The following is a 26,784-nucleotide window of genomic DNA, read 5'->3' on the forward strand; positions in this document are numbered from 1 at the left end:
ATTTCGGTGCATGTCGTACTCGCCGGTGGGGGGACCGCCGGCCACATCGAGCCCGCGCTCGCCCTCGCGGACGCCCTGCGCAGGCAGGACCCCAGCGTGGGGATCACGGCGCTCGGCACGGAGAAGGGTCTGGAGACCCGCCTCGTGCCCGAGCGGGGCTACGAGTTGGCGCTCATCCCCGCCGTACCGCTGCCCCGCAAGCCCACCCCCGAGCTGATCACCGTCCCCGGGCGGCTGCGCGGCACGATCAAGGCGGCCGAGCAGGTCCTGGAGCGCACCAAGGCGGACTGCGTGGTCGGCTTCGGCGGCTACGTGGCCCTGCCCGGCTATCTGGCCGCCAAGCGGCTCGGGGTGCCGATCGTGGTCCACGAGGCCAACGCCCGGCCCGGCCTGGCCAACAAGATCGGTTCGCGGTACGCGGCCGGGGTCGCCGTCGCCACCCCGGACAGCAAGCTCCGCAACGCCCGCTACATCGGCATCCCGCTGCGGCACACCATCGCCACCCTCGACCGGGCCCGGGTGCGCCCCGAGGCGCGCGCCGCGTTCGGGCTCGACCCGAACCTGCCGACGCTGCTCGTCTCGGGCGGCTCGCAGGGCGCCCGGCGCCTCAACGAGGTCGTCCAGCAGGTCGCCCCGGTGCTCCAGCGCTCCGGGATCCAGATCCTGCACGCGGTCGGCCCGAAGAACGAAATGCCGCGCGTCGACAACATGCCCGGTATGCCGCCGTACGTACCGGTACCGTACGTGGACCGGATGGATCTCGCGTACGCCGCGGCCGACATGATGCTCTGCCGCGCGGGCGCGATGACCGTCGCCGAGCTCTCCGCCGTCGGGCTGCCCGCCGCCTACGTCCCGCTGCCCATCGGCAACGGCGAACAGCGGCTCAACGCCCAGCCGGTGGTCAAGGCCGGCGGCGGGCTCCTCGTCGACGACGCGGAGCTGACGCCGCAGTGGGTGCAGGGCAACGTCCTGCCCGTACTGGCCGATCCGCACCGGTTGTACGAGATGTCCCGCGCCGCCGCCGAGTTCGGTCGCCGGGACGCCGACGACCTGCTCGTCGGCATGGTGTACGAGGCGATCGCCGCCCGCCGCCAGGCGTAGCGCGGCGCTCCGGACGGAAGGCAGGAGGCGCCGGGTGGCAACCGCACCGACGACCGCCGAGAGGGGCGGCGCACGCGGGTCGAAGGGGCCGTCGGACGGTCCGTCCCGGCAGGGCGCCCGGAATCGAAGGTTCCGGGTGCCCGCGCCCCGGCTCCTGCTCTCCGCGCTCGGCCTCGCGGCGGTCGCCGTCGGCGTCCTCTGGGCGCTCTACGGGTCGGACTGGTTCCGTGTGGAACGTGTGAAGACTTCCGGCACGCGGGTCCTGACCGCGGCCCAGGTCGAGAAGGCCGCGGCCGTCCCGGCCGGCGCCCCGCTCGCCTCCGTCGACACCGACGCCATCGTGGCCAGGACCCGGCAACTGCTGCCCCGGATCGAGTCGATCGAGGTCGTGCGGTCCTGGCCGCACGGAATCGACCTCCGGGTGACGGAACGGCAGCCGGCCCTGCTCATCGAAAAGGGCGGAAAGTTCACCGAAGTGGACAGGAGCGGCGTGCGGTTCGCCACCGTCGCCACCGCCCCCCGGGGCGTTCCCCTGCTGGTCCTCGACGCCTCGTCCTCCCCGAGCCTCCGCCGCTTCGGCACGGACCGGCTGCTCGGGGAGGCGGTCCGCGTCCGGGGCGAACTCCCGGCGGAGGTCGCCCGGGACACCCGGGCCGTCCGCGTCACCTCGTACGACTCCGTCACGCTCGAACTGACCGGCGGGCGCACCGTCCTCTGGGGCAGCGGCGAACACGGCACCGCCAAGGCCCGGGTCCTCACCGCCCTCATGAAGGCCGTTCCCAAAGCGGGGCACTTCGACGTAAGTGCCCCCACGGCCCCCGCCGCGTCGGGGAGTTGACGGGCATCAGCGCTGGCCAGCACCCTGGTTGGCCAGCGCTACGGGTGATCACATAGGGTGAAAAGAAAAACGGGAGGTTCGGCGTGTTCGTTGAACGTGCGCCACTTGTCGACTTAGTGTCCTGTTCGGAAGAGTCCAGCGAACAGAGACACTGGTAACCCTAAACTTCAACGTTAGGGTTTGGGTCGGCGTTTCGGACCGTCCCAATCGGCATCCGTCGTCGCAGCGCGGTCAACCGCGCGGTGGCGACACGTAACTCGAGGCGAGAGGCCTTCGACGTGGCAGCACCGCAGAACTACCTCGCAGTCATCAAGGTCATCGGTGTCGGCGGCGGTGGTGTCAATGCCATCAACCGAATGATCGAGGTCGGTCTCAAGGGCGTCGAGTTCATCGCGATCAACACCGACGCGCAAGCGCTGTTGATGAGCGACGCCGACGTCAAGCTCGACGTCGGCCGTGAACTCACCCGCGGCCTCGGGGCCGGGGCGAACCCGGCCGTCGGTCGCAAGGCGGCAGAGGACCACCGTGAGGAGATCGAGGAGGTCCTCAAGGGGGCCGACATGGTCTTCGTCACCGCCGGCGAAGGCGGCGGCACCGGCACCGGCGGCGCCCCCGTCGTCGCCAACATCGCGCGCTCGCTCGGCGCCCTCACGATCGGCGTGGTCACCCGCCCGTTCACCTTCGAGGGCCGTCGCCGCGCCAACCAGGCGGAGGACGGCATCGCCGAGCTCCGCGAAGAGGTCGACACCCTCATCGTCATCCCCAACGACCGGCTGCTCTCGATCTCGGACCGCCAGGTCTCCGTGCTCGACGCCTTCAAGTCGGCCGACCAGGTCCTCCTGAGCGGTGTCCAGGGCATCACCGACCTCATCACCACCCCGGGTCTGATCAACCTCGACTTCGCCGACGTCAAGTCGGTCATGTCCGAGGCCGGTTCGGCCCTCATGGGCATCGGCTCCGCCCGCGGCGACGACCGCGCGGTGGCCGCCGCGGAGATGGCGATCTCCTCGCCGCTCCTGGAGGCCTCCATCGACGGCGCCCGCGGCGTGCTGCTCTCCATCTCCGGCGGCAGCGACCTCGGCCTCTTCGAGATCAACGAGGCGGCGCAGTTGGTCAGCGAGGCGGCCCACCCCGAGGCCAACATCATCTTCGGCGCCGTCATCGACGACGCCCTGGGCGACGAGGTCCGGGTCACCGTCATCGCGGCCGGCTTCGACGGCGGCCAGCCGCCGGCCCGCCGGGACAACATCATCGGCTCGGTCTCCGCCAAGCGCGAGGAGCCCGCCCCGGCGCCCCGCGCCACCGAGACCTCCCGCCCGCTGGGCGGCCTCGGCACGGTGACCCCGCGCGAGGACCCGGCCCCCGCGCCGGTCGAGCCCCCGGCCCCGGCCGTCAACGAGGCCCCGCTGACCCCGGCACCGCCGGTGGTCCCCCCGGCCCGTCCGTACGCGGACAGCCAGGCCGAGGAGCTGGACGTCCCGGACTTCCTGAAGTGATAGGATGTCGCTTCGACGCGAACGGCGCGCACTTCGCCTTCACCGACCGGTGGGGCGGGGTGAGCGCCGTTCCGTACGAGGAGCTCAACCTCGGCGGCGCGGTGGGCGACGACCCCGGGGCCGTGCTCGCCAACCGGTCGCTCGCCGCCGGGAGCCTCGGGCTCGACCCGGCCCGGGTGGTCTGGATGAACCAGGTGCACGGCGCCGACGTGGCCGAGGTCGAAGGCCCCTGGGGCGACGCGGAGATCCCCTCCGTCGACGCCCTCGTCACCGCCCGGCGCGGGCTCGCCCTCGCCGTCCTCACCGCCGACTGCGTCCCGGTCCTGCTCGCCGACCCCGTCGCCGGGGTCGCGGCCGCCGCCCACGCCGGACGGCCCGGCATGGTCGCCGGGGTCGTCCCGGCCGCCGTGAGGGCCATGACCGGCCTGGGCGCCGACCCCGCCCGGATCGTCGCCCGCACCGGACCGTCCGTCTGCGGACGGTGCTACGAGGTGCCGGAGGCGATGCGCGCCGAGGTCGCGGCCGTCGAGCCGGACGCCGCCGCGGAGACCTCCTGGGGGACCCCCGCCGTCGACGTCGCCGCCGGAGTGCGCGCGCAGCTCGCCCGGCTCGGGGTCCGGGACGTCGAGGACGCCGGGATCTGCACCCTGGAGTCCCGCGACCACTACTCGTACCGCCGCGACCGCACCACGGGGCGACTCGCGGGATATGTCTGGTTGGACGCCGATTCCTCCCGGGGCGCGGCCCCCGGATCCCCGGCAGGAAAGAGCTCATGACGGACCGCACGGCGGAACTCGCCGAGAACCTGGCCCGGGTGGAGGCGCGCATCGCCGCCGCCTGCACCGCCGCAGGGCGCGCGCGCGAGGAGGTCACCCTGATCGTGGTGACCAAGACCTACCCCGCGAGCGACGTGAGAATCCTCCACGGCCTGGGCGTTCGGCACGTCGCCGAGAACCGGGACCAGGACGCCGCGCCCAAGGCGGCCGCCTGTGCCGATCTCGACCTCACCTGGCACTTCGTGGGCCAGTTGCAGACCAACAAGGTCAGGTCCGTGGCCGGTTATGCCGATGTGGTGCAGTCCGTCGACCGCCCGAAGCTCGTCTCCGCCCTCTCCGCCGCCGCGGAGGGGAAGGGGACCGAACTCGGCTGCCTGATCCAGGTCGCGCTCGACGCGGAGGCCGGCGAGCGCGGCGACCGCGGCGGCGTGGCGCCGGACGGGATCGAGGAGTTGGCGGCGGCCGTGGACGCCGCCCCCGGGCTGCGGCTCGACGGCCTGATGACGGTCGCCCCGCTCGCCGGCCCGTACGCCGGCGAACCCCGCGCGGCCTTCGACCGGCTGATGGATTTGTCGACTGCCCTGCGCGCGACCCGTCCGACTGCGAACATGGTGTCGGCAGGGATGAGCGGAGACCTCGAAGAGGCCGTCGCCGCCGGGGCGACACACGTACGCGTCGGTACGGCGGTACTCGGAGTCCGCCCGAAGCTCGGGTAACGTCGCGAAGCAAGTCGGACCACAGCAGAAAATATGGTCATTCCGCAGAACGGCGGGACGGCCCGTGGATCGCCGGCACTTGGTGACAAGGCCGATCCACCACAGAGCGGAGGAATCGGAGAATGGCCGGCGCGATGCGCAAGATGGCGGTCTACCTCGGCCTCGTGGAGGACGATGGGTACGACGGCCGGGGCTTCGACCCCGACGACGACTTCGAACCCGAGCTGGAGCCGGAGCCCGAGCGCGACCGGCGTCACGTTCCCCCGCGACAGGTGGAGCACGAGGAACCGGTACGCGTGGTGAAGCCCCCGGCGCCCCGGGAGCCCGTCGCCCATTCCGTCCCGGTACTCGCCGAAAGCGGACGTCCGGCCCGAATTGCCCCCGTGGCATCCATCACACCCGAACGCCCGAGCCTGGAGAAGAACGCACCGGTGATCATGCCCAAGGTCGTGTCCGAGCGGGAGCCCTACCGCATCACCACGCTGCACCCCCGGACCTACAACGAGGCCCGTACCATCGGGGAACACTTCCGTGAGGGCACCCCCGTGATCATGAACCTCACGGAGATGGACGACACGGACGCGAAGCGACTTGTCGACTTTGCCGCCGGACTCGTCTTCGGGCTCCATGGCAGCATTGAGCGCGTGACGCAGAAGGTGTTCCTGTTGTCTCCTGCTAACGTCGATGTCACGGCGGAGGACAAGGCCCGGATCGCAGAGGGCGGATTCTTCAACCAGAGCTGAGAACACAGGAACCGGACGGACCGGTCGCGAGGGCGGCCGGACGAGCGAGAGCACGCAAGCCAGGGGAGAGGGAAACGCGGGATGGGCGTCGCACTACAGGTGGTCTACATCGTGCTGATGTGCTTCCTCGTCCTCCTGATCGTCCGGCTTGTCATGGACTACGTCTTCCAGTTCGCCCGTTCATGGGAACCCGGTAAGGCGATGGTGGTCGTCCTTGAGGCCACTTACACTGTCACCGACCCACCGCTCAAGCTTCTGCGGCGGCTGATCCCGCCGCTGCGTCTCGGGGGCGTGGCACTCGACCTGTCCTTCTTCGTTCTGATGATCATCGTCTGGATCCTGATCTCCCTCGTCAGCAGCTTCGCGAGGTGAGTGAGGTGCGTGTGGACGATACGGTCTTGCCGACTGCCGACGACTACGTAGAGGTGAAGAAGAGATGCCGCTGACTCCCGAGGACGTGCGGAACAAGCAGTTCACGACCGTCCGCCTTCGAGAAGGCTATGACGAGGACGAGGTCGATGCCTTCCTCGACGAGGTCGAGGCCGAGCTGACCCGCCTGCTTCGCGAGAACGAGGACCTGCGCGCCAAGCTGGCCGCCGCGACGCGCGCCGCCGCGCAGAACCAGCAGCAGCAGGGCATGCGCAAGCCCCCGGAGCAGCAGGATCGTCCCGTCGGTCCCGGGGCCCCGGTCCCCGCCGCCATATCCGGACCGCCGGTCCAGCAGCAGCCGCCGCAGATGGGCCCGCCGCAGTTGCCTTCCGGTGCTCCTCAGCTTCCCGCCGGCCCCATGCAGGGCGGCCCCATGCAGGGCGGGCCCATGGGTCCCGGCCCGATGCAGGGCGGCCCCATGCAGGGTGGACCGATGGGTCCCGGCCCGATGCAGGGCGGTCCGATGGGCCACCCGCAGCAGATGCAGCAGCAGCCCGCGCAGGCTCCGGGCGGCGACAGCGCCGCGCGTGTCCTCTCGCTGGCCCAGCAGACCGCCGACCAGGCGATCGCGGAGGCCCGTTCCGAGGCCAACAAGATCGTCGGCGAGGCGCGCTCGCGCGCCGAGGGCCTGGAGCGGGACGCCCGCGCCAAGGCCGACGCCCTGGAGCGGGACGCGCAGGAGAAGCACCGCGTCGCGATGGGCTCCCTGGAGTCCGCCCGCGCCACCCTCGAGCGCAAGGTCGAGGACCTGCGGGGCTTCGAGCGCGAGTACCGCACGCGCCTGAAGTCGTACCTGGAGTCCCAGCTCCGCCAGCTCGAGACCCAGGCCGACGACTCGCTGGCTCCGCCGCGGGCCCCGGCCGCGGCCTCGCTGCCGCCGGCTCCGTCGATGGCCTCGGCCGGCGCCGGTGCCCCGTCCTACGGCGGCGGCACGATGGGTGGCGGCCCGTCCATGGGCGGCGCCCCGTCCTACGGCGGCGGTCAGCAGCAGATGTCCCCGGCGATGACCCAGCCGATGGCTCCGGTCCGTCCGCAGGCACCGCAGCCGATGCAGCAGGCTCCGGCGCCGATGCGGGGCTTCCTGATCGACGAGGACGACAACTGACGGCGGGCGATCGCGCGACGAGCGCGTAGCCGTCGGCAGGCTACGAGGGCCGGCTCCCGGGAAACCGGGGGCCGGCCCTTCGTCGTGTGTGGAGACGTGCGGGCTCGGGAGCGCCTGCGGCGGGCCCTTCCCCCACCCCGCCCCTTCCCGAAACCGGGGCTCCGCCCCGGGCCCCGGAGGAGACACGGGGCGGAGCCCCGGCCCCTGAACGCGGCAGCTTCGCGCCGCGAAGGCGCGCGTCGCCCCCCCCGGCGGGGTTTCGGGAAAAGACGGGGCGGGGGAAAGCGAAAGGCCCGGCCCCCGGAGCAGGGGGCCGGGCCTTTCGCCGTGCCGGTTACGCCTTGCGGAGGCGGAACGTCAGGCCGAGGGAATCGTCCGTGAACGGGGCGCCGTAGGTGTCGTCGGCCTCGCCGTTCGCGTGGTCCGTCGCCAGGACCTCGTCCGCGATGAGGGCCGCGTGGGCCGCCAGGGCGTCCGTGGTCTCCTCGGAGGCCGCGGTCCAGCGCAGGGCGATCCGGTCGGCGACGTCCAGGCCGCTGTTCTTGCGGGCCTCCTGGATCAGCCGGATCGCGTCACGGGCCAGGCCCGCCCGGCGCAGCTCCGGGGTGATCTCCAGGTCCAGGGCGACCGTCGCGCCCGCGTCCGAGGCGACCGACCAGCCCTCGCGGGGGGTCTCCGTGATGATGATCTCCTCGGGGGTGACGGTGATCGTCTCGCCGTTCACCTCCAGGCTCGCCCCGCCGGAGCGCAGTGCCAGGGAGAGGGCCGCCGCGTCCGCCGCCGCCACCGCCTTGGCCACGTCCTGGACGCCCTTGCCGAAGCGCTTGCCCAGGGCCCGGAAGTTGGCCTTCGCCGTCGTGTCGACCAGCGAGCCGCCGACCTCCGAGAGGGAGGCGAGCGAGGAGACGTTCAGCTCCTCCGTGATCTGGGCCCGGAGCTCGGGGGAGAGCGCCGCGAAGCCGTTGGCCGCGACCAGGGCGCGGGAGAGCGGCTGGCGGGTCTTCACACCGGACTCGGCGCGCGTCGCCCGGCCCAGCTCGACCAGGCGCCGGACGAGCAGCATCTGCTCGGAGAGCGTGCCGTCGATCAGCGTGGCGTCCGCCTCCGGCCAGGTGGCCAGGTGGACCGACTCCGGGGCGTCCGGGGTCACCGGGACCACCAGGTCCTGCCAGACCCGCTCGGTGATGAACGGGGTCAGCGGGGCCATCAGGCGCGTGACCGTCTCCACGACCTCGTGCAGGGTCCGCAGGGCCGCCTTGTCGCCCTGCCAGAAGCGGCGGCGGGAGCGGCGCACGTACCAGTTGGACAGGTCGTCGACGAACGCCGACAGGAGCTTGCCGGTGCGCTGGGTGTCGTACGACTCCATCGCCTCGGTCGCCTCGGCCACCAGCGTGTTCAGCTCGGAGAGCAGCCACTTGTCGAGGACCGTGCGGTCGGCCGGGGCCGGGTCCGCCGCGCTCGGCGCCCAACCGGCCGTGCGGGCGTACAGGGCCTGGAAGGCGACCGTGTTCCAGTACGTCAGGAGGGTCTTGCGGACGACCTCCTGGATCGTGCCGTGGCCCACCCGGCGGGCCGCCCACGGCGAGCCGCCGGCCGCCATGAACCAGCGGACCGCGTCGGCGCCGTGCTGGTCCATCAGCGGGATCGGCTGGAGGATGTTCCCCAGGTGCTTGGACATCTTGCGGCCGTCCTCGGCGAGGATGTGGCCCAGGCAGACCACGTTCTCGTACGACGACTTGTCGAAGACCAGGGTGCCGACGGCCATCAGCGTGTAGAACCAGCCGCGGGTCTGGTCGATCGCCTCGGAGATGAACTGCGCCGGGTAGCGGCTCTCGAACAGCTCCTTGTTCTCGTACGGGTAGCCGTACTGCGCGAACGGCATCGAGCCCGAGTCGTACCAGGCGTCGATGACCTCGGGGACGCGGGCCGCCGTCTTCGAGCAGTCCGGGCACGGGAACGTGACCGCGTCGATGTACGGGCGGTGCGGGTCCAGGCCCGACTGGTCGGCGCCGGTCAGCTCCGTCAGCTCGGCGCGCGAGCCCACGCAGGTGAGGTGCCCGTCCTCGCAGCGCCAGATCGGCAGCGGGGTGCCCCAGTAGCGGTTGCGGGAGAGCGCCCAGTCGACGTTGTTGGTCAGCCAGTCGCCGAAGCGCCCGTGCTTGACCGACTCCGGGAACCAGTTGGTCTTCTCGTTCTCCGCGAGCATGCGGTCCTTGACCGCGGTCGTGCGGATGTACCAGGACGGCTGCGCGTAGTAGAGCAGGGCCGTGTGGCAGCGCCAGCAGTGCGGGTAGCTGTGCTCGTACGCGATGTGCCGGAAGAGCAGGCCGCGCGCGTCCAGGTCGGCGGTCAGCTTCTCGTCGGCCTTCTTGAAGAAGACGCCGCCGACCAGCGGCACGTCCTCCTCGAAGGTGCCGTCGGGGCGGACCGGGTTCACGACCGGCAGGCCGTACGCCTTGCAGACCTTGAGGTCGTCCTCGCCGAAGGCGGGGGACTGGTGGACCAGACCCGTGCCGTCCTCGGTCGTCACGTACTCGGCGTTGACGACGTAGTGCGCCGGCTCCGGGAACTCGATCAGCTCGAACGGGCGCTCGTACGTCCAGCGCTCCATGTCCTTGCCGGTGAAGGTCTCGCCGGTGGTCACCCAGCCCTCGCCGAGCGCCTTGTCGACCAGCGGCTCGGCGACGACGACCTGCTCGTCGCCGTCGGTGGCGACCACGTAGGTGACCTCGGGGTGGGCGGCGACGGCCGTGTTGGACACCAGGGTCCACGGGGTCGTCGTCCAGACCAGGAGCGCCGCGCGGCCGGCCAGCGGGCCGGAGGTCAGCGGGAAGCGGACGTAGACCGAGGGGTCGACGACCGTCTCGTAGCCCTGCGCCAGCTCGTGGTCGGAGAGGCCGGTGCCGCAGCGGGGACACCAGGGGGCGACCCGGTGGTCCTGGACCAGCAGGTCCTTCTCGAAGATCTGCTTCAGCGACCACCAGACCGACTCGATGTACGAGGGGTCCATGGTCCGGTACGCGTCGTCGAGGTCGACCCAGTAGCCCATCCGGGTCGTCAGCTCGGCGAAGGCGTCGGTGTGGCGGGTCACCGACTCGCGGCACTTCGCGTTGAACTCCGCGATGCCGTAGTCCTCGATGTCCTTCTTGCCGGAGAAGCCGAGCTCCTTCTCGACGGCGAGCTCGACCGGCAGGCCGTGGCAGTCCCAGCCGGCCTTGCGGGCCACGTGGTAGCCGCGCATGGTCCGGAAGCGGGGGAAGACGTCCTTGAAGACGCGGGCCTCGATGTGGTGGGCGCCCGGCATGCCGTTGGCGGTGGGCGGGCCCTCGTAGAAGACCCACTCGGGGCGTCCCCCGGACTGCTCCAGGGTCTTCGCGAAGACCTTGTTCTCCTGCCAGAAGTCGAGCACGGCGTGCTCGAGGGCGGGCAGGTCGACCTGGGCGGGCACCTGGCGGTACTGCGGCGGTGTCATGCGGCGGACTCTCCTCCGGACGGACGGTTCTGCTTCCGTCGGAGGGACGAGAGCGCTGCTCCCGCGGTACCACCCTCCTTGGCTCCGGACGTGACCGCCCCGAGCCCCCTCATTGGGGTCGCGACGCCGGGTCTAGTCACCGCGCCCGTGGGGCGGCTTTCTTCCGGCGGCTCCGGGGTGATGCTTCACATCGGGCTCGCCCCCGGGCTCTCACCGTCCCCGGGTCGCTCATGGCTGCGTACGACGCTACTCGTCCCCATCCAAGCCTTTCGCTGAGCCCAGTGTACGGGCCCCGGGGAAGGAGGGCGGACCGGTTTTCCCGTGACCCGAATGGCCACACGGCGGGCGCCCGACCCGGGGTGGGGCCATGTGGGGGAGGGGCGGGGCGGATAACCGGGCGGGGAGCCGGGCACAACGGATGCAGGCAGCCCCGGCGGGGAGCGGGGGCGGGTGGGAACGGCGGCGTGCCCCGTTGCCGCGGGCCCCGGGCCGATTTATCGTCCCAGCACGATTCGCGAGCAAGATCACAAAATGTGAAGGGGCCGCGACATGGTGGCGAAGAAGACCGCCGCGAAGAAGACCACGGCCGGGAAACGGACGGCGGTCGCCGGGCGCCCCGCGGTCGCGGAGGAACCGCCGGCCCCCGGGAGGAAGGGGACCGGCGGGGCGGACGCCAAGAAGGCGGTCGCGAAGAAGGTGGCGGCCGCGAAGAAGACGGTCGCGAAGAAGGCCGCGGCGGCCAAGAAGGCCGTCGTGGAGAAGACGGGAGCGGCGGCCCCCGCCGACCCCGCCGCCCCGGGCGCGCCCGCCGAGAAGGCCGGGGCGAAGAGGGCGGCCGCGGGCAGGGCGCCCGCGCGGAAGCAGACAGGAGCCAGGACGGTGGCAGCGAAGAAGACCGCGGGTGGCGTCACGACCGTCGACGACGGGGTCGCGGTGCCCCCGGCCCGTACCGGCGAGCTCGCGGTCCGGCCGGGCGAGGACCCGTGGACGCCCGAGGAGGCCGCCGAGGCCCGCGACGGGCTCCAGGCGGAGGTGCTGCGGCTGCGCAGCGAGCTCGCGCACTCCCAGGAGGAGCTGACCGGCCTCATGCGGGACTCGGGCGACGGCGCCGGGGACGACCAGGCCGACACCGGCACCAAGAACATCACCCGCGAGCACGAGCTGGCCCTCGCGGCCAACGCCCGGGAGATGCTGGAGCAGACCGAGCACGCCCTGGAGCGGCTGGACGCCGGCACGTACGGCCTGTGCGAGGTGTGCGGCAAGCCGATCGGCAAGGCCCGGATGCAGGCCTTCCCGAGGGCCACCCTCTGCGTCGAGGACAAGCAGCGCCAGGAACGACGCGGCTGAGCCGGGCGGCGCGGGGCGCCGGGGCGGCCCGGCCCCGGCGCGGGGCGGCGACGGTGGGGGCCGGACACCCGGCCGCGGCGGGCGTCCCGGCGGGGCCGGGTGGCGCCGGGACGGGCTTCCCGGTGGTGCGGCCGGGGTGGCGGCGGTGCTGTCCGGGCCCTCCGGTCGCGGCGGCGGGCGTCCCGGCGGGGCCGCGTCCGGGGTCCGGAGCGAGGCGGGCGGGGCGGCGACGGTGCGGGCCTTCCGGCGGTGCGGCCGGAGCGGGGCGGCCGCGGTGCGGGTCTCCCGGCGGTGCGGGCCGGCGGCGGTCACGGGCCGGGATCCGGGCGCCGCGCGGTCGGCGGTCTCGGCTGACGGTGTCGTACGCCTGTGCCGTACCCTCGGTGCACGGTCAGGCATCGAGGTCGAGGGACTCACTCACGTGGCAGAGGCGGAGCGCATCATCGGTACGCCGGATTCAGCAGGGGCGGACGAGCCGGCCGCCTCCGACGGCACGGAGGTCCCCGCGGAGCGTCCCCGCGGCAGGCGCAGGATCGTCGCCCTGTTCGTGGTGGCCGTCCTGGCCTACCTGCTCGACCTCGGCAGCAAGATCCTCGTGGTCGAGAAGCTGGAGGGCCGCGACCCGATCCCGGTGATCGGCGACCTGCTCCGCTTCGACGCCGTCCGGAACCCCGGCGCCGCCTTCGGCATGGGCGAGGCCTTCACGATCATCTTCACCTGCATCGCCGCCGCCGTGATCGTCGTGATCGTCCGGCTCGCGCGCAAGCTCTACAGCCTGCCCTGGGCCATCGCGCTCGGCCTGCTGCTCGGCGGCGCGCTCGGCAACCTCACGGACCGGATCTTCCGCTCGCCGGGCGTCTTCGAGGGCGCGGTCGTCGACTTCATCGCCCCCGCGCACTTCGCCGTCTTCAACCTCGCCGACTCGGCGATCGTCTGCGGCGGCATCCTCATCGTGATCCTGTCGTTCCGGGGCCTGGACCCGGACGGGACCGTCCACAAGGACTGACAAGGCATACTCGACGGGTGAGTACGAGTCCCGAGATCCGCACGCTGCCCGTTCCCGACGGCCTGGAGGGCGAGCGCGTCGACGCCGCCATCGCCCGCATGTTCGGGTTTTCCCGCACGAAGGCGGCCGAACTGGCCGCCGCAGGCAAGGTCCAGGTCGACGGCTCCGTCGTCGGCAAGTCCGAGCGGGTCAGCGGCGGCGCGTGGCTCGAGGTCGAGATGCCGGGCGCGGCCGCGCCCGTGCAGATCGTCGCGGAGCCCGTCGAGGGCATGGAGATCGTCCACGACGACGACGACATCGTCGTGATCACGAAGCCGATCGGCGTCGCCGCCCACCCCAGCCCCGGCTGGACCGGCACCACGGTCATCGGCGGTCTCGCCGCCGCCGGCTACCGCATCTCCACCTCCGGCGCCGCCGAGCGCCAGGGCATCGTGCACCGCCTCGACGTCGGCACCTCCGGCCTGATGGTGGTCGCCAAGTCCGAGTACGCGTACACCTCGCTCAAGCGCCAGTTCAAGGAGCGCACGGTCGACAAGCGCTACCACGCGCTCGTCCAGGGCCACCCCGATCCGATGAGCGGCACCATCGACGCCCCCATCGGCCGGCACCCGAACCACGACTACAAGTGGGCGGTCACCGCCGACGGCAAGCCCTCCGTCACGCACTACGACCTCATCGAGGCCTACCGCTCGGCCTCGCTGCTCGACATCAAGCTGGAGACGGGCCGCACCCACCAGATCCGGGTGCACATGTCCGCCCACCGCCACCCCTGCGTCGGCGACCTCACCTACGGCGCCGACCCGACCCTCGCCAAGCGCCTCGGCCTGACCCGGCAGTGGCTGCACGCCGTCCGCCTCGGCTTCGAGCACCCGGGCGACGGCTCGTGGGTCGAGTTCGCCAGCACCTACCCCGAGGACCTCCGGAAGGCCCTGGACCGGATCGAGGCGGAGAGCCGGTGACCGCCGCGTACGACGTCCGCGAGGTCCTGGGCGACGCGGACCGGGAGGCCTGCTTCGCGGTCCGCCGCGAGGTCTTCGTCGAGGAGCAGGGCGTCCCCAAGGAGCTGGAGTACGACGCGTACGACGCGACCGCCGTGCACGTGCTCGCGGTCCGCGCGGACGGCCTCCCGCTGGGCACCGGGCGCCTGCTGCACGACGCCGACGCGGCCGGCAAGACCGGCGGCGACGCCTCGGTGGGCTCGCTCGGCCGGCTCGCGGTCGCCAAGGCCGCGCGCGGCCTCGGGGTCGGCGCGGCCCTGGTCCGGGGCATCGAGGACGCGGCGCGCGAGCGCGGTCTGGCCGCCGTCGACCTGCACGCGCAGACCCACGCCCTCGGCTTCTACGAGCGGCTCGGCTACGAGGCGTACGGCCCCGAGTTCCCGGACGCGGGCATCCCGCACCGGGCCATGCGGAAGGCCCTGTAGCACCCTCCCCGGGCCGCCCGCCGCGGCGCCCCGGGGACAACACGTGTGAAAAGAGGCCCACGTGGCAGGCTGAGCCCGTGGATCAATTGGCCCTGCTGTTCCTGCTGCTCCTCGGCGCGCTGCTCACCGTCCCCCTCGGCGAGCGGCTCGGGCTGCCCGCGCCCGTCCTGATGACCCTCGTCGGGATCGTGCTGGCCTTCCTGCCCTTCGTGCCGAACGTCGAGATCCCGCCGGAGTACATCCTCCCGCTGGTGCTGCCGCCCCTCTTGTACGCGGCCGTGCAGCGGACCTCCTGGCGCCAGTTCGCGGCCAACAAGCGGCCCATCTTCCTGCTCGCGGTGGCCCTGGTCTTCGTCACCACGGCCGCCGTCGGCGCCGTCGCGAACGCGCTCGTGCCCGGCATCCCGCTGGCCGCCGCGATCGCGCTCGGCGCCCTCGTCGCGCCGCCGGACCCGGTCGCCGCGACCGCCGTCGCGGGCTCGCTCGGGCTGCCCCGCCGGCTCGTGTCGATCCTGGAGGGCGAGGGGCTCTTCAACGACGTCACCGCGATCGTGCTCTACCACGTGGCGATCGGCGCCGCCGTCAGCGGCTCCTTCTCCTGGCCCGGGGCGGTCGGGGAGCTGATCCTCTCGGCCGTCGTCGCCCTGGTCGTCGGCCTGGGCCTCGGCTGGCTCTCCAACAAGCTCATCGGGGTCCTGGGCGACGCCACCCTCCAGACCGGCCTCACCCTCCTCGTCCCCTTCGTGAGCTACGTGCTCGCCGAGGAGCTGCACGGCTCCGGCGTCCTCTCCGTCCTGGTCACCGCGCTCTTCCTGGCCGAGCACGCGGCCGACGCCGACGACGTCATGGGCCGGCTCGCCGGGCAGACCTTCTGGGAGATCGTCGACACCCTCGTGACCGGCATCGCCTTCGGCCTCATCGGCCTGGAGGTCGTCCACGTCTTCGGGTACGCGGACGGGCACGTCCTGGAGATGCTCGGCTGGGGCGCCGCCGTGGCGGGGACGGTCGTCGTCGTCCGGCTGCTGTGGCTGCTGCCCGCCACCTGGCTGGCGCAGAAGCTGCACACGCTCCGGGACGTGGACGAGGAGATCCCGGTGAGCTGGCGGGAGACCGTCGTCATGTGGTGGGCGGGGATGCGCGGCGTGGCCTCGGTGGCGCTGGCGCTCGCCATTCCGCTCACCACCGATGACGGGAAGCCCTTCCCCGGCCGCGCGGAGATCGTCTTCATCGCCTTCTGCGTGATCCTCACCACCCTCGTCCTTCAGGGGCTCACCCTGCCCGCCCTGGTCCGGCGGCTCGGGGTGAAGGCGGACGCCGAGGCCGAGCGGGCCCTGGAGCGCGAGCTCGCGGTCCGGGCCGCGAAGGCGGCCAAGCGGCGGCTCAAGGAGATCGAGGAGGTCGAGGACCTGCCGGAGGAGGTGCAGGAGCGGCTCCAGCGCGGCGCCTTCGACATCGGGGCGCGGATCAGCCCCGACATGGTGGACGACGAGCGGCGGGCCGCCTTCGCGGAGCGGGTGAACCGCTTCAAGGCGGTCCAGCGGATCCAGAAGGAGCTGATGTCGGCCGCCCGGCACGAGGTCCTGGCGGCGCGCAGCGAACCGGGCGCCGACCCCGAGGTGGTGGACCGGGTGCTCCGCCAGTTGGACGTGCGCAGCATGCGGTGACGCGGGCGGCACGATCCGGCGGGGGAGCGGGCCCGGCTTGCGGGGCGGGTCCGTGCCGGGTGGCAGGATGGCGCGCATGGACATCATGCTTTTCCACTCGGTATACGGTCCGCGCCCGGCCGTGGAGGCCGCGGCCGAGCGGCTCCGGGCCGCCGGGCACCGGGTGTGGACACCGGACCTCTTCGACGGCTGGACCACCGAGTCGGTCGAGGAGGGCATGGCGAAGCGGGACGAGATCGGCAAGGACGAGCTGCTCAGGCGCGCGATCCTGGCCGCCGCCCCGTACTCGGAGCGCGGCCTCGTCTACGCCGGCTTCTCGCTGGGCGCGTCGGTCGCGCAGACCCTGGCCCTCGGCGACGAGAAGGCCCGCGGCCTCCTGCTGCTGCACGGCACCTCGGACCTGGCGCCGAACGCGTCGGTGGACGAACTCCCCGTACAACTGCACGTGGCCGAGCCCGACCCCTTCGAGACGGACGACTGGCTGTCCGCCTGGTACCTCCAGATGGGCCGGGCCGGGGCGGACGTGGAGATCCACCGCTACCGGGGCGCCGGGCACCTCTACACGGACCCGGAGCTGCCGGACTGGGACGAGGAGGCGGCCGGGCGGACCTGGTCGGTGGCGCTCGCGTTCCTGGAGGACCTGGAGGACGGGGCTTAGATCCCGTCCGGACGTGCCCGAGGGCGCGGCGGGAGGCCCTTCCCGTCGCGCCCTCGGCGTGTTCCGGTGTGCCGGCGGGCCGGGTCAGCCCGCGCGGTACGCGCTCCAGTGCTGGCTCATCCGGGACACCTGGCCCGCGGTGAACTGGTACATGCAGGAGTCGTACGTGTAGTCCATGAAGTTGTGGATCGGGTCCGCACCCGTCGCGGTGCAGGTGTCGCGGCCGGTCGGGCACTCGTACGCCGGGCTCGACTCGGCCGGGGTGTCGGACACGGAGTCGCCGCTGCCGCCGCAGCCGCCCTGGAAGGTGTGGTAGAGCCCCATCCAGTGGCCGACCTCGTGCGTACCGGTGTCGCCCTGGTTGTAGTTGGCCGCCGAGCCGCCCGGGAGCGAGGCGTCCAGGACGACGACGCCGTCCATCTTCGGGCTGGACTTGTACGAGGACGGGAAGGTCGCCCAGCCGAGGAGGCCGCCGCCCAGCTTGGCGGTGTAGAAGTTCAGCGCGCCCGCGCCGCCCTTGCGGAGCGTCTGCTTCATCTGCTTCTCGGCGCTGGAGCCGGAGGACAGGTTGTACCAGGTGGAGTTGTCCGTGTAGTCCGTTCCGGCCAGCGTGAACTGGAAGTTGGTGTTCACGTTGCCGGTGCCCTGGCCGCCGTAGGCCGCGTTGAGGACCGCGATCTGGCTGTTGATGGCACTGGCGGAGAGCTTGCCCGTCGTCCCGGAGTGGATGACGTGGAAGTAGACGGGGATGGAGACCGCCGCGGCGGCCCGGCCCGAGGCGGCGGCCCGGCCGGCGTCGGTGCGGGCGGCCGGGGTGAGCGCCGACAGTCTCTTCTTCAGGTCGGCGTCCATCGCCTTGGCCTGGGCGGCCGAGAGCTCGTTCGGCTCGGCGGCGTGGTGGTCGGCGCCGCGCGCCTTGCGGGCGCCGGAGACGGCGCCGTCGGCACACTCCTCGGCGGAGGCGCCGGCGAGGGTGGTGGTGGCGGCACCGGTGGCCACGGGGGCCGAAAGCGGTGCGAGGGCCAGGGTTCCGGCCATGACGGCGGTACCGATGACACGACGGGACGTACGCGGGGATATACGGGCAAGAGCACGCATGGTGACTCCTCGTGGGGGGTGAGCGGGGGAACTTCCTCCGCCACGCCGGGGAGATTACGCGTCCATGTCAGCCGTCGTTGAGGAGTGATCAGGCCCAATCATCCGTGGGGCAATTCGGTGCAACGGGAAGAAAATCTTCCGCGCCTTCCGGAGTTTGAGACGTCGACGTCATGACCGGAGGGACGGAGGCGGGTGGTGTGTCCGGATTCGATCGCTGGAACTGGCCACCCGCCGTAGCCGTGTGATCTCCCGTTAACAGAAGAGATCATGGCTGAAAACCGCCCCTCGGAGAGGAGTCAGAGGACCGGCTGGTACACCCGCTCGACACGCTGCGTTCCGCTCTGCGTCCGGTACGAGCGCGCCCAGGCCGTCGTCGCGGCCGGGTCCGTCTTGTCGGAGACCGTGTAGTAGTCCATCTGCGAGCGGGCGGCCGTCACGTCGAGCACGCCGTAGCCGTGGTGGTCCATGTCCACCCACTTCACGTGGCGGTTGGCGGCCTTCACGGCGGTCACGGCCACCGCCGAGAGCGTCCCCGGCGCCACGTGCAGCAGGTCGTCCAGGTTGTCCGAGGTCACCGAGGTGACCACGAACTCGGTCGCCGCCGGGGCCGAGAGCGGATACGTCGCGGCCTTCACCGGTACGTCGTTGGCCCAGGCCATGTGGATGTCACCGGTCAGGAAGACCGTGTTCCGGACACCCCGTGAGGTCAGGTGCGCGAGCAGCTCCCTGCGGTCGTCCGTGTACCCGTCCCACTGGTCCACGTTGACCGCGAGCCCCTCCTTCGGCAGGCCCATCAGCTCCGCGAGCGGCTCCAGGAGGTGGGCGGGCAGGGCGCCGAAGGCGACCGGCGAGATCATCACCGAGGTGCCGACGAGCTGCCAGGTCGCGTCCGAACCGGCGAGCCCCGCCTTGAGCCAGTCCAACTGGGCGCGGCCGGTGATGCTCCGCTCCGGGTCGTCGACCGCGCCGCTGCCCGTCTTCGCCTGCGCCGAGCGGAACGAACGCAGGTCGAGCAGGTGCAGATCGGCCAGCCTGCCGAAGCGCAGGCGCCGGAAGACCGTGCCCTCGGTGGAGGCCCGGACCGGCATCCACTCGAAGTACGCCCGCTTGGCGGCCGCGACCCGGGCCGCCCACGCGCCCTCGGCGCCGGGGGTGTGGTTCTCGGCCCCGCCCGTCCAGGCGTCGTTGGCGAACTCGTGGTCGTCCCAGATGGCGATCACCGGGTGCGCCGCGTGCAGCGCCCGCAGGTCGGGGTCCGTCTTGTACTTCCCGTGCCGGGCGCGGTAGTCGGCGAGCGAGACGATCTCGTGGCGCGGCTCGTGGGTCCGGACGGTGTACTTCGCCTCCGGGTAGACCCCGCTGGCGTACTCGTAGAGGTAGTCGCCGAGGTGGAGCACCGCGTCCAGGTCGGCGCGGGCGGCCAGGTGGCGGTAGGCGGAGAAGTGCCCGGCCTCCCAGTTCGCGCAGGAGACCACGCCGAAGCGGACGCCGGGCGCGGCCGCGTCGGCGGCCGGGGCGGTGCGGGTGCGGGCGGCCGGCGAGACCACGCCGTCCGCGGTGAAGCGGAACCAGTAGGCGGTGGCCGGACGCAGGCCCCGGACGTCCGCCTTCACGGTGTGGTCTGCGGCGGCGGCGGCCGTGGTCGTGCCCGAGGCGACGACCCGGGCGAAGGCGCGGTCCTCCGCGACCTCCCAGTCGACCCGCACGTCGGGGCCGAGGCCGGAGCCGGGCACGGCTTCGGGGACGGGGGTGAGGCGCGTCCAGAGCAGGACGCCGTCGGGCAGCGGGTCGCCGGAGGCGACGCCGTGGAGGAAGGCGGGGGCCGCGGTCCCGGCGAGGGCGGGGGAGGCGGCGCCCAGGAGGGCGGGCGCGGCGACGGCGGTGACGGCGGCGGCCTTCACGACCGTGCGGCGGGTGGGGGCGGAGGAGAGGGAGCGACTGGTCACGGGCAGTCAGATTACTGACGGGTATGCCCCGGGGGCAGGCGAAATCCGGAAGTTCGCCGACTGGTCGTCCCCGGGACGCCCGGGTTCCTCCTGCCGGGCCCGGCTCCGGCGCGCCCCGGCCCCGGACCGATCGGTCCGGGGCCGGGAAGGCGCTGCGAAGGAGGGGCGGGTCCGTCAGCCCTTGAGGGCCGTCGTGATCGCCGTCGTGAACTCCTCCGGGGTCATCGGCGGGTTGTCGGTGCCCTGGACCGTCACCGGCTTGCCGTCCATCTTCAGCGTCGGCGTGCCCTTCACCCCGCTGTCGTCGAAGGCCTGGGACATCCTCATCGCCCAGGCGTCGAAGGTGCCCTCCTCGACGTTCTCCTTGAACGCGGCGTTGCCCTTGAGCGCCGGCACCGACTCCGCGACCTCCAGGAGGTAGGAGTCCTTCGCGAACTTGTCGTCCTTCTCCTCCGGGTGGAACTTCGCGGAGTAGAGCGCGGACTTGTACGTCAGGAAGGCCTCGGGGCTCACGTCCAGGGCCGCGCCGAGGGCCGAGAGCGCGTTCTTCGAGCCCTCGCCCGGCACGGCGTTGTCGATGAAGGTCGCGCCGACGTACCGGATCTTGTACTTGCCGGCCTCGACGTCCTTCTCGATCGTGGAGCCCACGGACTGCTCGAAGGTCGCGCAGACCGGGCAGCGCGAGTCCTCGTACAGCTCCAGGGTCTTCTTCGCGGACGCCTTTCCGACGACGACCGTCGTGCCGTTCGTCCCCGAGGTGTTCTTCGGGGCCGTGACGGTCGTCGCCCCGGCCGCCGCCTCCCACCGGGAGGGCTTGCCAGCCTGCACCACCGCGTAGCCGACGCCGCCCGCGACGGCCAGGACGGCCACCGCCGAGCCGGCCACGACGAGCTGCCGGCGCGCCCGCTCCTTCTTCGCCTGCCGCTCGCGCTCCTCGCGCAGCCGCTCGCGGGCGGCCGCCTTGTTGGCATGGCTGTTGCGTGCACTCATGATCGTTTCCTCCGTGGGAACCGTGAAAAGGGGGGAAGGGAGCCGCGGGGCCCGCTCAGACGAGAGCGGGACCCGGACGCGGCGGCCCCCGCCGCCCCACGGAGTGCACGAGGAGCCGGGTGCGCGAGGACCGGGGCCGGTCCCCGGGACGCCCGGTGCGCCGGGGCGCCGGACCACCCGTGCGGAAGAAGGCCGCCACGAGCAGCAGCGGCCGGAACGCGAAGGCCTCCACCGCGCCGACCAGCCGGGCGAGGGCCCGCTCCCCGCCGTGCAGCCAGCAGGCCGCCGAGAACCCGACGCCCACGTGGGCCAGGAGCAGCAGCCACGGCAGCGCCGGGTCGGGGGAGGAGAGCAGGGCGGTCGCGCCCCCGCCCTCCGGGACGGCCACGCCGGGCAGCGGCGCCCCCACGGCGCCGCCGCAGAAGACCTCCACGCCCACCGCGCGCAGCGACCCGGCGACCGGGCCGCCGGCGGGGCCGTAACAGACGGCCTGACCGCTGGTGAAGAGCGTGTCGGCCGCCAGCTCCAGCGGGACGAGGAGCCCGGCGATCGGACCGAGGCCGCGCTCGCGGCCCGCCAGCGCGTACGCCACGGCGAAGACGCCGGCGGCGACCGGGACGACCGTGCCCACCGGCAGCGGCGCCCCCGAGAGCAGCACGTGGGAGGCCACGGACAGCGTCACGACCAGTGCCGTGAAGAACGCCGCCCGCAGCGCCCTGAGCTGCGTCCCTGCCGTGTCCATCGCCCAGGAGTGTCCCACGCGGGCGCGTAAGGGGTCGCTAAAGGGAAGCTGTGGACGGTCCCGCCGGCCCCTGGAGCCCCGGGATCCGGTCGTTGCGGAAGAGGTCCACGAAGATCTGGTGGTCCGCCCGGGCGCGGGCCCCGTAGGAGTGCGCGAAGTCCACGAGCAGCTCCGCGAAGCCCTCCCCGTCGGCGCCGATCGCCGCGTCGATGGCCCGCTCCGTCGAGAACGGCACGAGGGAGTGGCCGCTGGAGTCGTCCGCCGCCGCGTGCATGGTCGCCGTCGCCCGCCCCAGGTCCGCCACGGTCGCCGCGATCTCGGCCGGGTCGTCGATGTCCGACCAGTCCAGGTCCACCGCGTACGGCGAGACCTCCGCCACCAACTGTCCCGCGCCGCCCAGCTCCGTCCACCCCAGCCAGGGGTCCGCGTGCGCCTGGAGCGCCCGCTGCGAGATCACCGTCCGGTGCCCCTCGTGCCGGAAGTACTCCCGTACCGCCGCGTCGGTCACGTGCCGGGAGACCGCCGGGGTCTGCGCCTGCTTGAGGTAGATCACGACGTCGTTCTCCAGGGCGTCGCTGTTGCCCTCCAGGAGGACGTTGTACGAGGGGAGGCCGGCCGAGCCGATGCCGATCCCGCGCCGCCCGACCACGTCCTTCACCCGGTACGAGTCGGGGCGGGCCAGGCTGGACTCCGGCAGGGTCCCCAGATAGGCGTCGAAGGCCGTCAGGACCTCGCGGCGGGTGGCCGCGTCCAGCTCGATCGTGCCGCGGCCCGCCGAGAAGCGGCGCTCGAAGTCCCGGATCTCGGTCATCGAGTCCAGGAGCCCGAAGCGGGTCAGCGACCGGGCCGTGCGCAGGGCGCCGAGCAGCGGCCCGTCGGCGGTCTCCAGGGTGAAGCCGGGCGCCTCGTCCGCCCCGGCGCCGGTCGCCAGGGAGTGGATCCGCTCCCGGTAGGCGGCGGCGCAGATCCGCACCAGCCCGGTGATCTGCGCGTCGCTGAGCGCCTTGGCGTAGCCGATCAGGGCGAGCGAGGCCGCGAGCCGCTTCAGGTCCCAGGTGAAGGGGCCCACGTACGCCTCGTCGAAGTCGTTGACGTTGAAGACCAGGCGCCCGTTGGCGTTCATGTACGTGCCGAAGTTCTCGGCGTGCAGGTCGCCGTGGATCCAGACCCGGCCGGTGCGCTCGTCCAGGTAGGGCCCGCCCCGGGCCTCCCGCTCCAGGTCGGCGTAGAACAGGCACGCGGTGCCCCGGTAGAAGGCGAAGGCGGAGCCGGCCATCTTCCGGAACTTGACGCGGAAGGCCGCCGGGTCGGCGGCGAGCAGCTCGCCGAAGGCGGTGCCGAAGACGGCGAGGATGTGCTCACCGCGCTCGGCGGCGGTGGGCTGGGGGACCGGCATCGGGGTGCCTCCTGGTACGGGACGTGCGGGAAGAATGTTCACGACAAATGGGACAGGTGTTCCCCGCCTCACAACGCGCGACCCTAGCCCCCGAGTGCCCCGCGCGACCCACCCGCCCGACTAGACTCCGACACCGTCCCCCGCAGACTGCCCGCAGCCTGTCACCCCCCCCACCCGTCGCCCGACCGCCACCCCTGTACGAGGCGCTTCGCGCCACAGAATTTCCCGGAGGCCTCCCGCCGTGACCAAGCCGCCCTTCACGCACCTCCACGTCCACACCCAGTACTCGCTGCTGGACGGTGCCGCGCGGCTGAAGGACATGTTCGACGCGTGCAACGAGATGGGCATGTCGCACATCGCCATGTCCGACCACGGCAACCTGCACGGGGCGTACGACTTCTTCCACACGGCCAAGAAGGCCGGGGTCACGCCGATCATCGGCATCGAGGCGTACGTCGCCCCCGAGTCCCGGCGGAACAAGCGCAAGATCCAGTGGGGCCAGCCGCACCAGAAGCGGGACGACGTCTCCGGTTCCGGCGGTTACACCCACAAGACGATCTGGGCGGCGAACGCCACCGGACTGCACAACCTCTTCAAGCTCTCCTCCGACGCCTACGCCGAGGGCTGGCTCCAGAAGTGGCCCCGGATGGACAAGGAGACCATCTCCCAGTGGTCCGAGGGCCTGATCGCCTCCACCGGCTGCCCCTCCGGCGAGCTCCAGACCCGACTGCGCCTCGGGCAGTTCGACGAGGCCCTGAAGTCCGCCTCCGAGTACCAGGACATCTTCGGCAGGGACCGGTACTTCCTGGAGCTGATGGACCACGGCATCGAGATCGAGCACCGGGTCCGCGACGGACTCCTGGAGATCGGCAAGAAGCTCGGCATCCCGCCGCTCGTCACCAACGACTCGCACTACACCTACGCGCACGAGGCGACCGCCCACGACGCCCTGCTCTGCATCCAGACCGGCAAGAACCTCTCCGACCCGGACCGCTTCAAGTTCGACGGCACCGGCTACTACCTGAAGTCCACGGACGAGATGTACGCCGTCGACTCCTCCGACGCCTGGCAGGAGGGCTGCCGCAACACCCTCCTGGTCGCCGAGCAGGTCGACACCACCGGCATGTTCGAGGCCAAGAACCTCATGCCGAAGTTCGACATCCCCGAGGGCTACACCGAGGTCACCTGGTTCCGCGAGGAGACCATGCGGGGCATGCACCGCCGGTTCCCCGGCGGCATCCCCGAGGACCGCATGAAGCAGGTCGAGTACGAGATGGACACCATCATCTCGATGGGCTTCCCCGGCTACTTCCTCGTCGTCGCCGACTTCATCATGTGGGCCAAGAGCCAGGGCATCGCCGTGGGCCCCGGCCGTGGCTCCGCGGCCGGCTCGATCGTCGCGTACGCCATGGGCATCACCGACCTCGACCCCATCCCGCACGGCCTGATCTTCGAGCGCTTCCTCAACCCCGAGCGCATCTCCATGCCCGACGTCGACATCGACTTCGACGAGCGCCGGCGCGTCGAGGTCATCCGGTACGTCACGGAGAAGTACGGCTCCGACAAGGTCGCCATGATCGGCACCTACGGCAAGATCAAGGCCAAGAACGCCATCAAGGACTCCGCGCGCGTCCTCGGCTACCCGTACGCCATGGGCGACCGGCTCACCAAGGCCATGCCCGCCGACGTCCTCGGCAAGGGCATCGACCTCGACGGCATCACCAACCCCTCCCACCCGCGCTACAGCGAGGCGGGCGAGATCCGGGCGATGTACGAGAACGAGCCCGACGTGAAGAAGGTCATCGACACCGCCCGGGGCGTCGAGGGCCTGGTCCGGCAGATGGGCGTGCACGCCGCCGGCGTGATCATGTCCAGCGAGCCGATCGTCGACCACGCCCCGATCTGGGTGCGGCACACCGACGGCGTCACCATCACGCAGTGGGACTACCCGCAGTGCGAGTCGCTCGGCCTCCTGAAGATGGACTTCCTGGGCCTGCGCAACCTCACCATCATGGACGACGCCGTCAAGATGGTGAAGGCGAACAAGGGGATCGACCTCGACCTCCTCGCCCTGCCGCTCGACGACCCCAAGACCTTCGAACTGCTCCAGCGCGGCGACACCCTCGGCGTCTTCCAGTTCGACGGCGGCCCCATGCGCTCGCTGCTCCGGCTGATGAAGCCCGACAACTTCGAAGACATCTCCGCCGTGTCCGCCCTGTACCGGCCGGGCCCGATGGGCATGAACTCGCACACGAACTACGCCCTGCGCAAGAACAAGCAGCAGGAGATCACCCCGATCCACCCCGAGCTGGAGAAGCCGCTCGAAGAGGTGCTCGCGGTCACCTACGGCCTCATCGTCTACCAGGAGCAGGTGCAGAAGGCCGCCCAGATCATCGCCGGCTACTCGCTCGGCGAGGCCGACATCCTCCGCCGCGTGATGGGCAAGAAGAAGCCCGAGGAACTGGCGAAGAACTTCACCATCTTCCAGGCCGGCGCCCGCAAGAACGGCTACAGCGACGAGGCCATCCAGTCCCTCTGGGACGTCCTGGTCCCCTTCGCCGGCTACGCCTTCAACAAGGCGCACTCCGCCGCGTACGGCCTGGTGTCCTACTGGACCGCCTACCTCAAGGCCAACCACCCGGCCGAGTACATGGCGGGGCTCCTCACCTCGGTCAAGGACGACAAGGACAAGTCCGCGGTCTACCTCAACGAGTGCCGCCGCATGGGCATCAAGGTGCTGCCGCCCAACGTCAACGAGTCCCAGTCGAACTTCGCCGCCCAGGGCGACGACGTGATCCTCTTCGGCCTCACCGCCGTCCGCAACGTCGGCACCAACGTCGTCGAGTCGATCATCAAGACCCGCAAGTCCAAGGGGAAGTACTCCTCCTTCCCCGACTTCCTCGACAAGGTCGAGGCCGTCGTCTGCAACAAGCGGACCGTCGAGTCGCTGATCAAGGCCGGCGCCTTCGACGAGATGGGCCACACCCGCAAGGGCCTGGTCGCCCACCACGAGCCCATGATCGACAACGTGGTGGCGGTCAAGCGCAAGGAGGCCGAGGGGCAGTTCGACCTCTTCGGCGGCATGGGCGAGGAGACCAGCGACGAGCCCGGCTTCGGCCTGGACGTGGAGTTCTCCGACGTCGAGTGGGAGAAGTCCTACCTGCTCGCCCAGGAGCGCGAGATGCTCGGTCTCTACGTCTCCGACCACCCGCTCTTCGGCATCGAGCACGTCCTGTCCGACAAGACGGACGCGGCGATCTCCCAGCTCACGGGCGGCGAGCACAGCGACGGCGCGGTCGTCACCATCGGCGGCATCATCTCCGGCCTCCAGCGCAAGATGACCAAGCAGGGCAACGCCTGGGCCATCGCCACCGTCGAGGACCTGGCCGGCTCCCTGGAGTGCATGTTCTTCCCGGCCACCTACCAGTTGGTCTCCACCCAGCTCGTCGAGGACACGGTCGTCTTCGTCAAGGGCCGGCTCGACAAGCGCGAGGACGTGCCCCGGCTCGTCGCCATGGAGCTGATGGTCCCCGACCTGTCGAACGCCGGGACCAACGCGCCGGTGATCCTCACCATCCCCACCGTCAAGGTGACCCCGCCGATGGTCAGCAGGCTCGGCGAGATCCTCAAGCACCACAAGGGCAACACCGAGGTGCGGATCAGGCTCCAGGGCCCGCGCAAGACCACCGTGCTGCGGCTCGACCGGCACCGGGTGACGGCCGATCCGGCGCTCTTCGGCGACCTGAAGGTGCTGCTCGGCCCGTCCTGCCTGGCGGGCTGACCTCCCCCGCTCACGCGCAAGGGGCGCGCCCGTCGTCACGGGCGCGCCCCTTTGCCG

21 protein-coding genes are annotated in these 26,784 nt (G+C 71.9%); 15 read left to right on the forward strand and 6 right to left on the reverse strand.

Features of this window, described 5'->3' with window-relative positions:
- Positions 1-6: 6 nt before the first annotated feature.
- From murG to ACFYNX_RS09250, 8 genes are all read left to right on the forward strand, one after another.
- Positions 7-1,101, forward strand: a complete 1,095-nt coding sequence (murG, locus tag ACFYNX_RS09215; protein ID WP_125664549.1) for an undecaprenyldiphospho-muramoylpentapeptide beta-N-acetylglucosaminyltransferase — start codon at positions 7-9, stop codon at positions 1,099-1,101.
- Positions 1,102-1,135: 34 nt separating this feature from the next.
- The gene (locus ACFYNX_RS09220; RefSeq protein ID WP_388659266.1) at positions 1,136-1,939 is read left to right on the forward strand and encodes a cell division protein FtsQ/DivIB; all 804 of its coding nucleotides are present in this window, start codon (positions 1,136-1,138) and stop codon (positions 1,937-1,939) included.
- Positions 1,940-2,217: 278 nt separating this feature from the next.
- Positions 2,218-3,435: a cell division protein FtsZ gene (gene ftsZ, locus ACFYNX_RS09225; RefSeq protein ID WP_365541013.1), complete on the forward strand. Its 1,218-nt coding sequence runs from the start codon at positions 2,218-2,220 to the stop codon at positions 3,433-3,435.
- On the forward strand, positions 3,432-4,211 hold the full coding sequence (pgeF, locus tag ACFYNX_RS09230) for a peptidoglycan editing factor PgeF (RefSeq protein WP_388659269.1): 780 nt from the start codon (positions 3,432-3,434) through the stop codon (positions 4,209-4,211). Before ftsZ ends, pgeF begins: the two co-directional genes overlap by 4 nt.
- Positions 4,208-4,927, forward strand: a complete 720-nt coding sequence (locus ACFYNX_RS09235) for a YggS family pyridoxal phosphate-dependent enzyme (RefSeq protein ID WP_388659272.1) — start codon at positions 4,208-4,210, stop codon at positions 4,925-4,927. The genes pgeF and ACFYNX_RS09235 overlap by 4 nt, the downstream gene beginning before the upstream one ends.
- Positions 4,928-5,049: 122 nt before the next feature.
- The gene (locus ACFYNX_RS09240; protein ID WP_030205527.1) at positions 5,050-5,670 is read left to right on the forward strand and encodes a cell division protein SepF; all 621 of its coding nucleotides are present in this window, start codon (positions 5,050-5,052) and stop codon (positions 5,668-5,670) included.
- A gap of 81 nt (positions 5,671-5,751) precedes the next feature.
- Positions 5,752-6,042 (forward strand): YggT family protein, encoded by a 291-nt coding sequence (locus ACFYNX_RS09245; RefSeq protein ID WP_125664559.1) that lies wholly within the window; start codon positions 5,752-5,754, stop codon positions 6,040-6,042.
- A 64-nt stretch (positions 6,043-6,106) separates the two neighbouring features.
- Positions 6,107-7,204: a DivIVA domain-containing protein gene (locus tag ACFYNX_RS09250; RefSeq protein WP_388659276.1), complete on the forward strand. Its 1,098-nt coding sequence runs from the start codon at positions 6,107-6,109 to the stop codon at positions 7,202-7,204.
- A gap of 334 nt (positions 7,205-7,538) precedes the next feature.
- Here the strand turns inward: ACFYNX_RS09250 and ileS are convergent, their stop codons facing one another.
- A complete protein-coding gene (gene ileS, locus ACFYNX_RS09255) occupies positions 7,539-10,676 on the reverse strand; it encodes an isoleucine--tRNA ligase (protein ID WP_388659279.1) in 3,138 nt (1,045 codons plus the stop codon).
- 549 nt (positions 10,677-11,225) lie between these two features.
- On the opposite strand from ileS, the gene ACFYNX_RS09260 reads away from it, so the two are divergent.
- The 6 genes from ACFYNX_RS09260 (at position 11,226) to ACFYNX_RS09285 (ending at position 16,774) form a co-directional block, all read left to right on the forward strand.
- On the forward strand, positions 11,226-12,023 hold the full coding sequence (locus ACFYNX_RS09260; RefSeq protein WP_365541004.1) for a TraR/DksA C4-type zinc finger protein: 798 nt from the start codon (positions 11,226-11,228) through the stop codon (positions 12,021-12,023).
- Between the two features lie 421 nt (positions 12,024-12,444).
- Positions 12,445-13,029, forward strand: a complete 585-nt coding sequence (gene lspA / locus ACFYNX_RS09265; RefSeq protein ID WP_388659282.1) for a signal peptidase II — start codon at positions 12,445-12,447, stop codon at positions 13,027-13,029.
- 17 nt (positions 13,030-13,046) lie between these two features.
- Positions 13,047-13,988, forward strand: a complete 942-nt coding sequence (locus tag ACFYNX_RS09270) for an RluA family pseudouridine synthase (RefSeq protein ID WP_125667297.1) — start codon at positions 13,047-13,049, stop codon at positions 13,986-13,988.
- Positions 13,985-14,452, forward strand: a complete 468-nt coding sequence (locus tag ACFYNX_RS09275; RefSeq protein WP_388659285.1) for a GNAT family N-acetyltransferase — start codon at positions 13,985-13,987, stop codon at positions 14,450-14,452. Before ACFYNX_RS09270 ends, ACFYNX_RS09275 begins: the two co-directional genes overlap by 4 nt.
- A 77-nt stretch (positions 14,453-14,529) precedes the next feature.
- Positions 14,530-16,116: a Na+/H+ antiporter gene (locus ACFYNX_RS09280; protein ID WP_388659288.1), complete on the forward strand. Its 1,587-nt coding sequence runs from the start codon at positions 14,530-14,532 to the stop codon at positions 16,114-16,116.
- A 76-nt stretch (positions 16,117-16,192) separates the two neighbouring features.
- On the forward strand, positions 16,193-16,774 hold the full coding sequence (locus ACFYNX_RS09285) for a dienelactone hydrolase family protein (protein ID WP_365540996.1): 582 nt from the start codon (positions 16,193-16,195) through the stop codon (positions 16,772-16,774).
- A gap of 84 nt (positions 16,775-16,858) precedes the next feature.
- Here the strand turns inward: ACFYNX_RS09285 and ACFYNX_RS09290 are convergent, their stop codons facing one another.
- From ACFYNX_RS09290 to ACFYNX_RS09310, 5 genes are all read right to left on the reverse strand, one after another.
- Positions 16,859-17,872: a zinc metalloprotease gene (locus ACFYNX_RS09290; RefSeq protein ID WP_365540994.1), complete on the reverse strand. Its 1,014-nt coding sequence runs from the start codon at positions 17,870-17,872 to the stop codon at positions 16,859-16,861.
- 296 nt (positions 17,873-18,168) lie between these two features.
- Positions 18,169-19,818: an alkaline phosphatase D family protein gene (locus ACFYNX_RS09295; protein ID WP_388659291.1), complete on the reverse strand. Its 1,650-nt coding sequence runs from the start codon at positions 19,816-19,818 to the stop codon at positions 18,169-18,171.
- A gap of 174 nt (positions 19,819-19,992) precedes the next feature.
- Positions 19,993-20,808, reverse strand: coding sequence for a DsbA family protein (locus tag ACFYNX_RS09300; protein ID WP_388659294.1), 816 nt, complete (start codon positions 20,806-20,808; stop codon positions 19,993-19,995).
- A 55-nt stretch (positions 20,809-20,863) separates the two neighbouring features.
- Positions 20,864-21,550 (reverse strand): hypothetical protein, encoded by a 687-nt coding sequence (locus tag ACFYNX_RS09305; protein WP_388659297.1) that lies wholly within the window; start codon positions 21,548-21,550, stop codon positions 20,864-20,866.
- A 37-nt stretch (positions 21,551-21,587) separates the two neighbouring features.
- Positions 21,588-22,946: a DUF2252 domain-containing protein gene (locus ACFYNX_RS09310; RefSeq protein WP_388659300.1), complete on the reverse strand. Its 1,359-nt coding sequence runs from the start codon at positions 22,944-22,946 to the stop codon at positions 21,588-21,590.
- A 241-nt stretch (positions 22,947-23,187) separates the two neighbouring features.
- Between ACFYNX_RS09310 and dnaE the strand changes: the two genes are divergently transcribed.
- Positions 23,188-26,727 carry a DNA polymerase III subunit alpha gene (dnaE, locus tag ACFYNX_RS09315; protein WP_388659303.1) on the forward strand — a complete coding sequence of 1,180 codons (3,540 nt, stop codon included), beginning with the start codon at positions 23,188-23,190 and terminating at the stop codon, positions 26,725-26,727.
- The last annotated feature ends 57 nt before the right edge of the window (positions 26,728-26,784 follow it).

The sequence above is a fragment of the Streptomyces sp. NPDC007872 genome, assembly GCF_042868165.1.
In the GTDB taxonomy this organism is placed as follows: domain Bacteria; phylum Actinomycetota; class Actinomycetes; order Streptomycetales; family Streptomycetaceae; genus Streptomyces.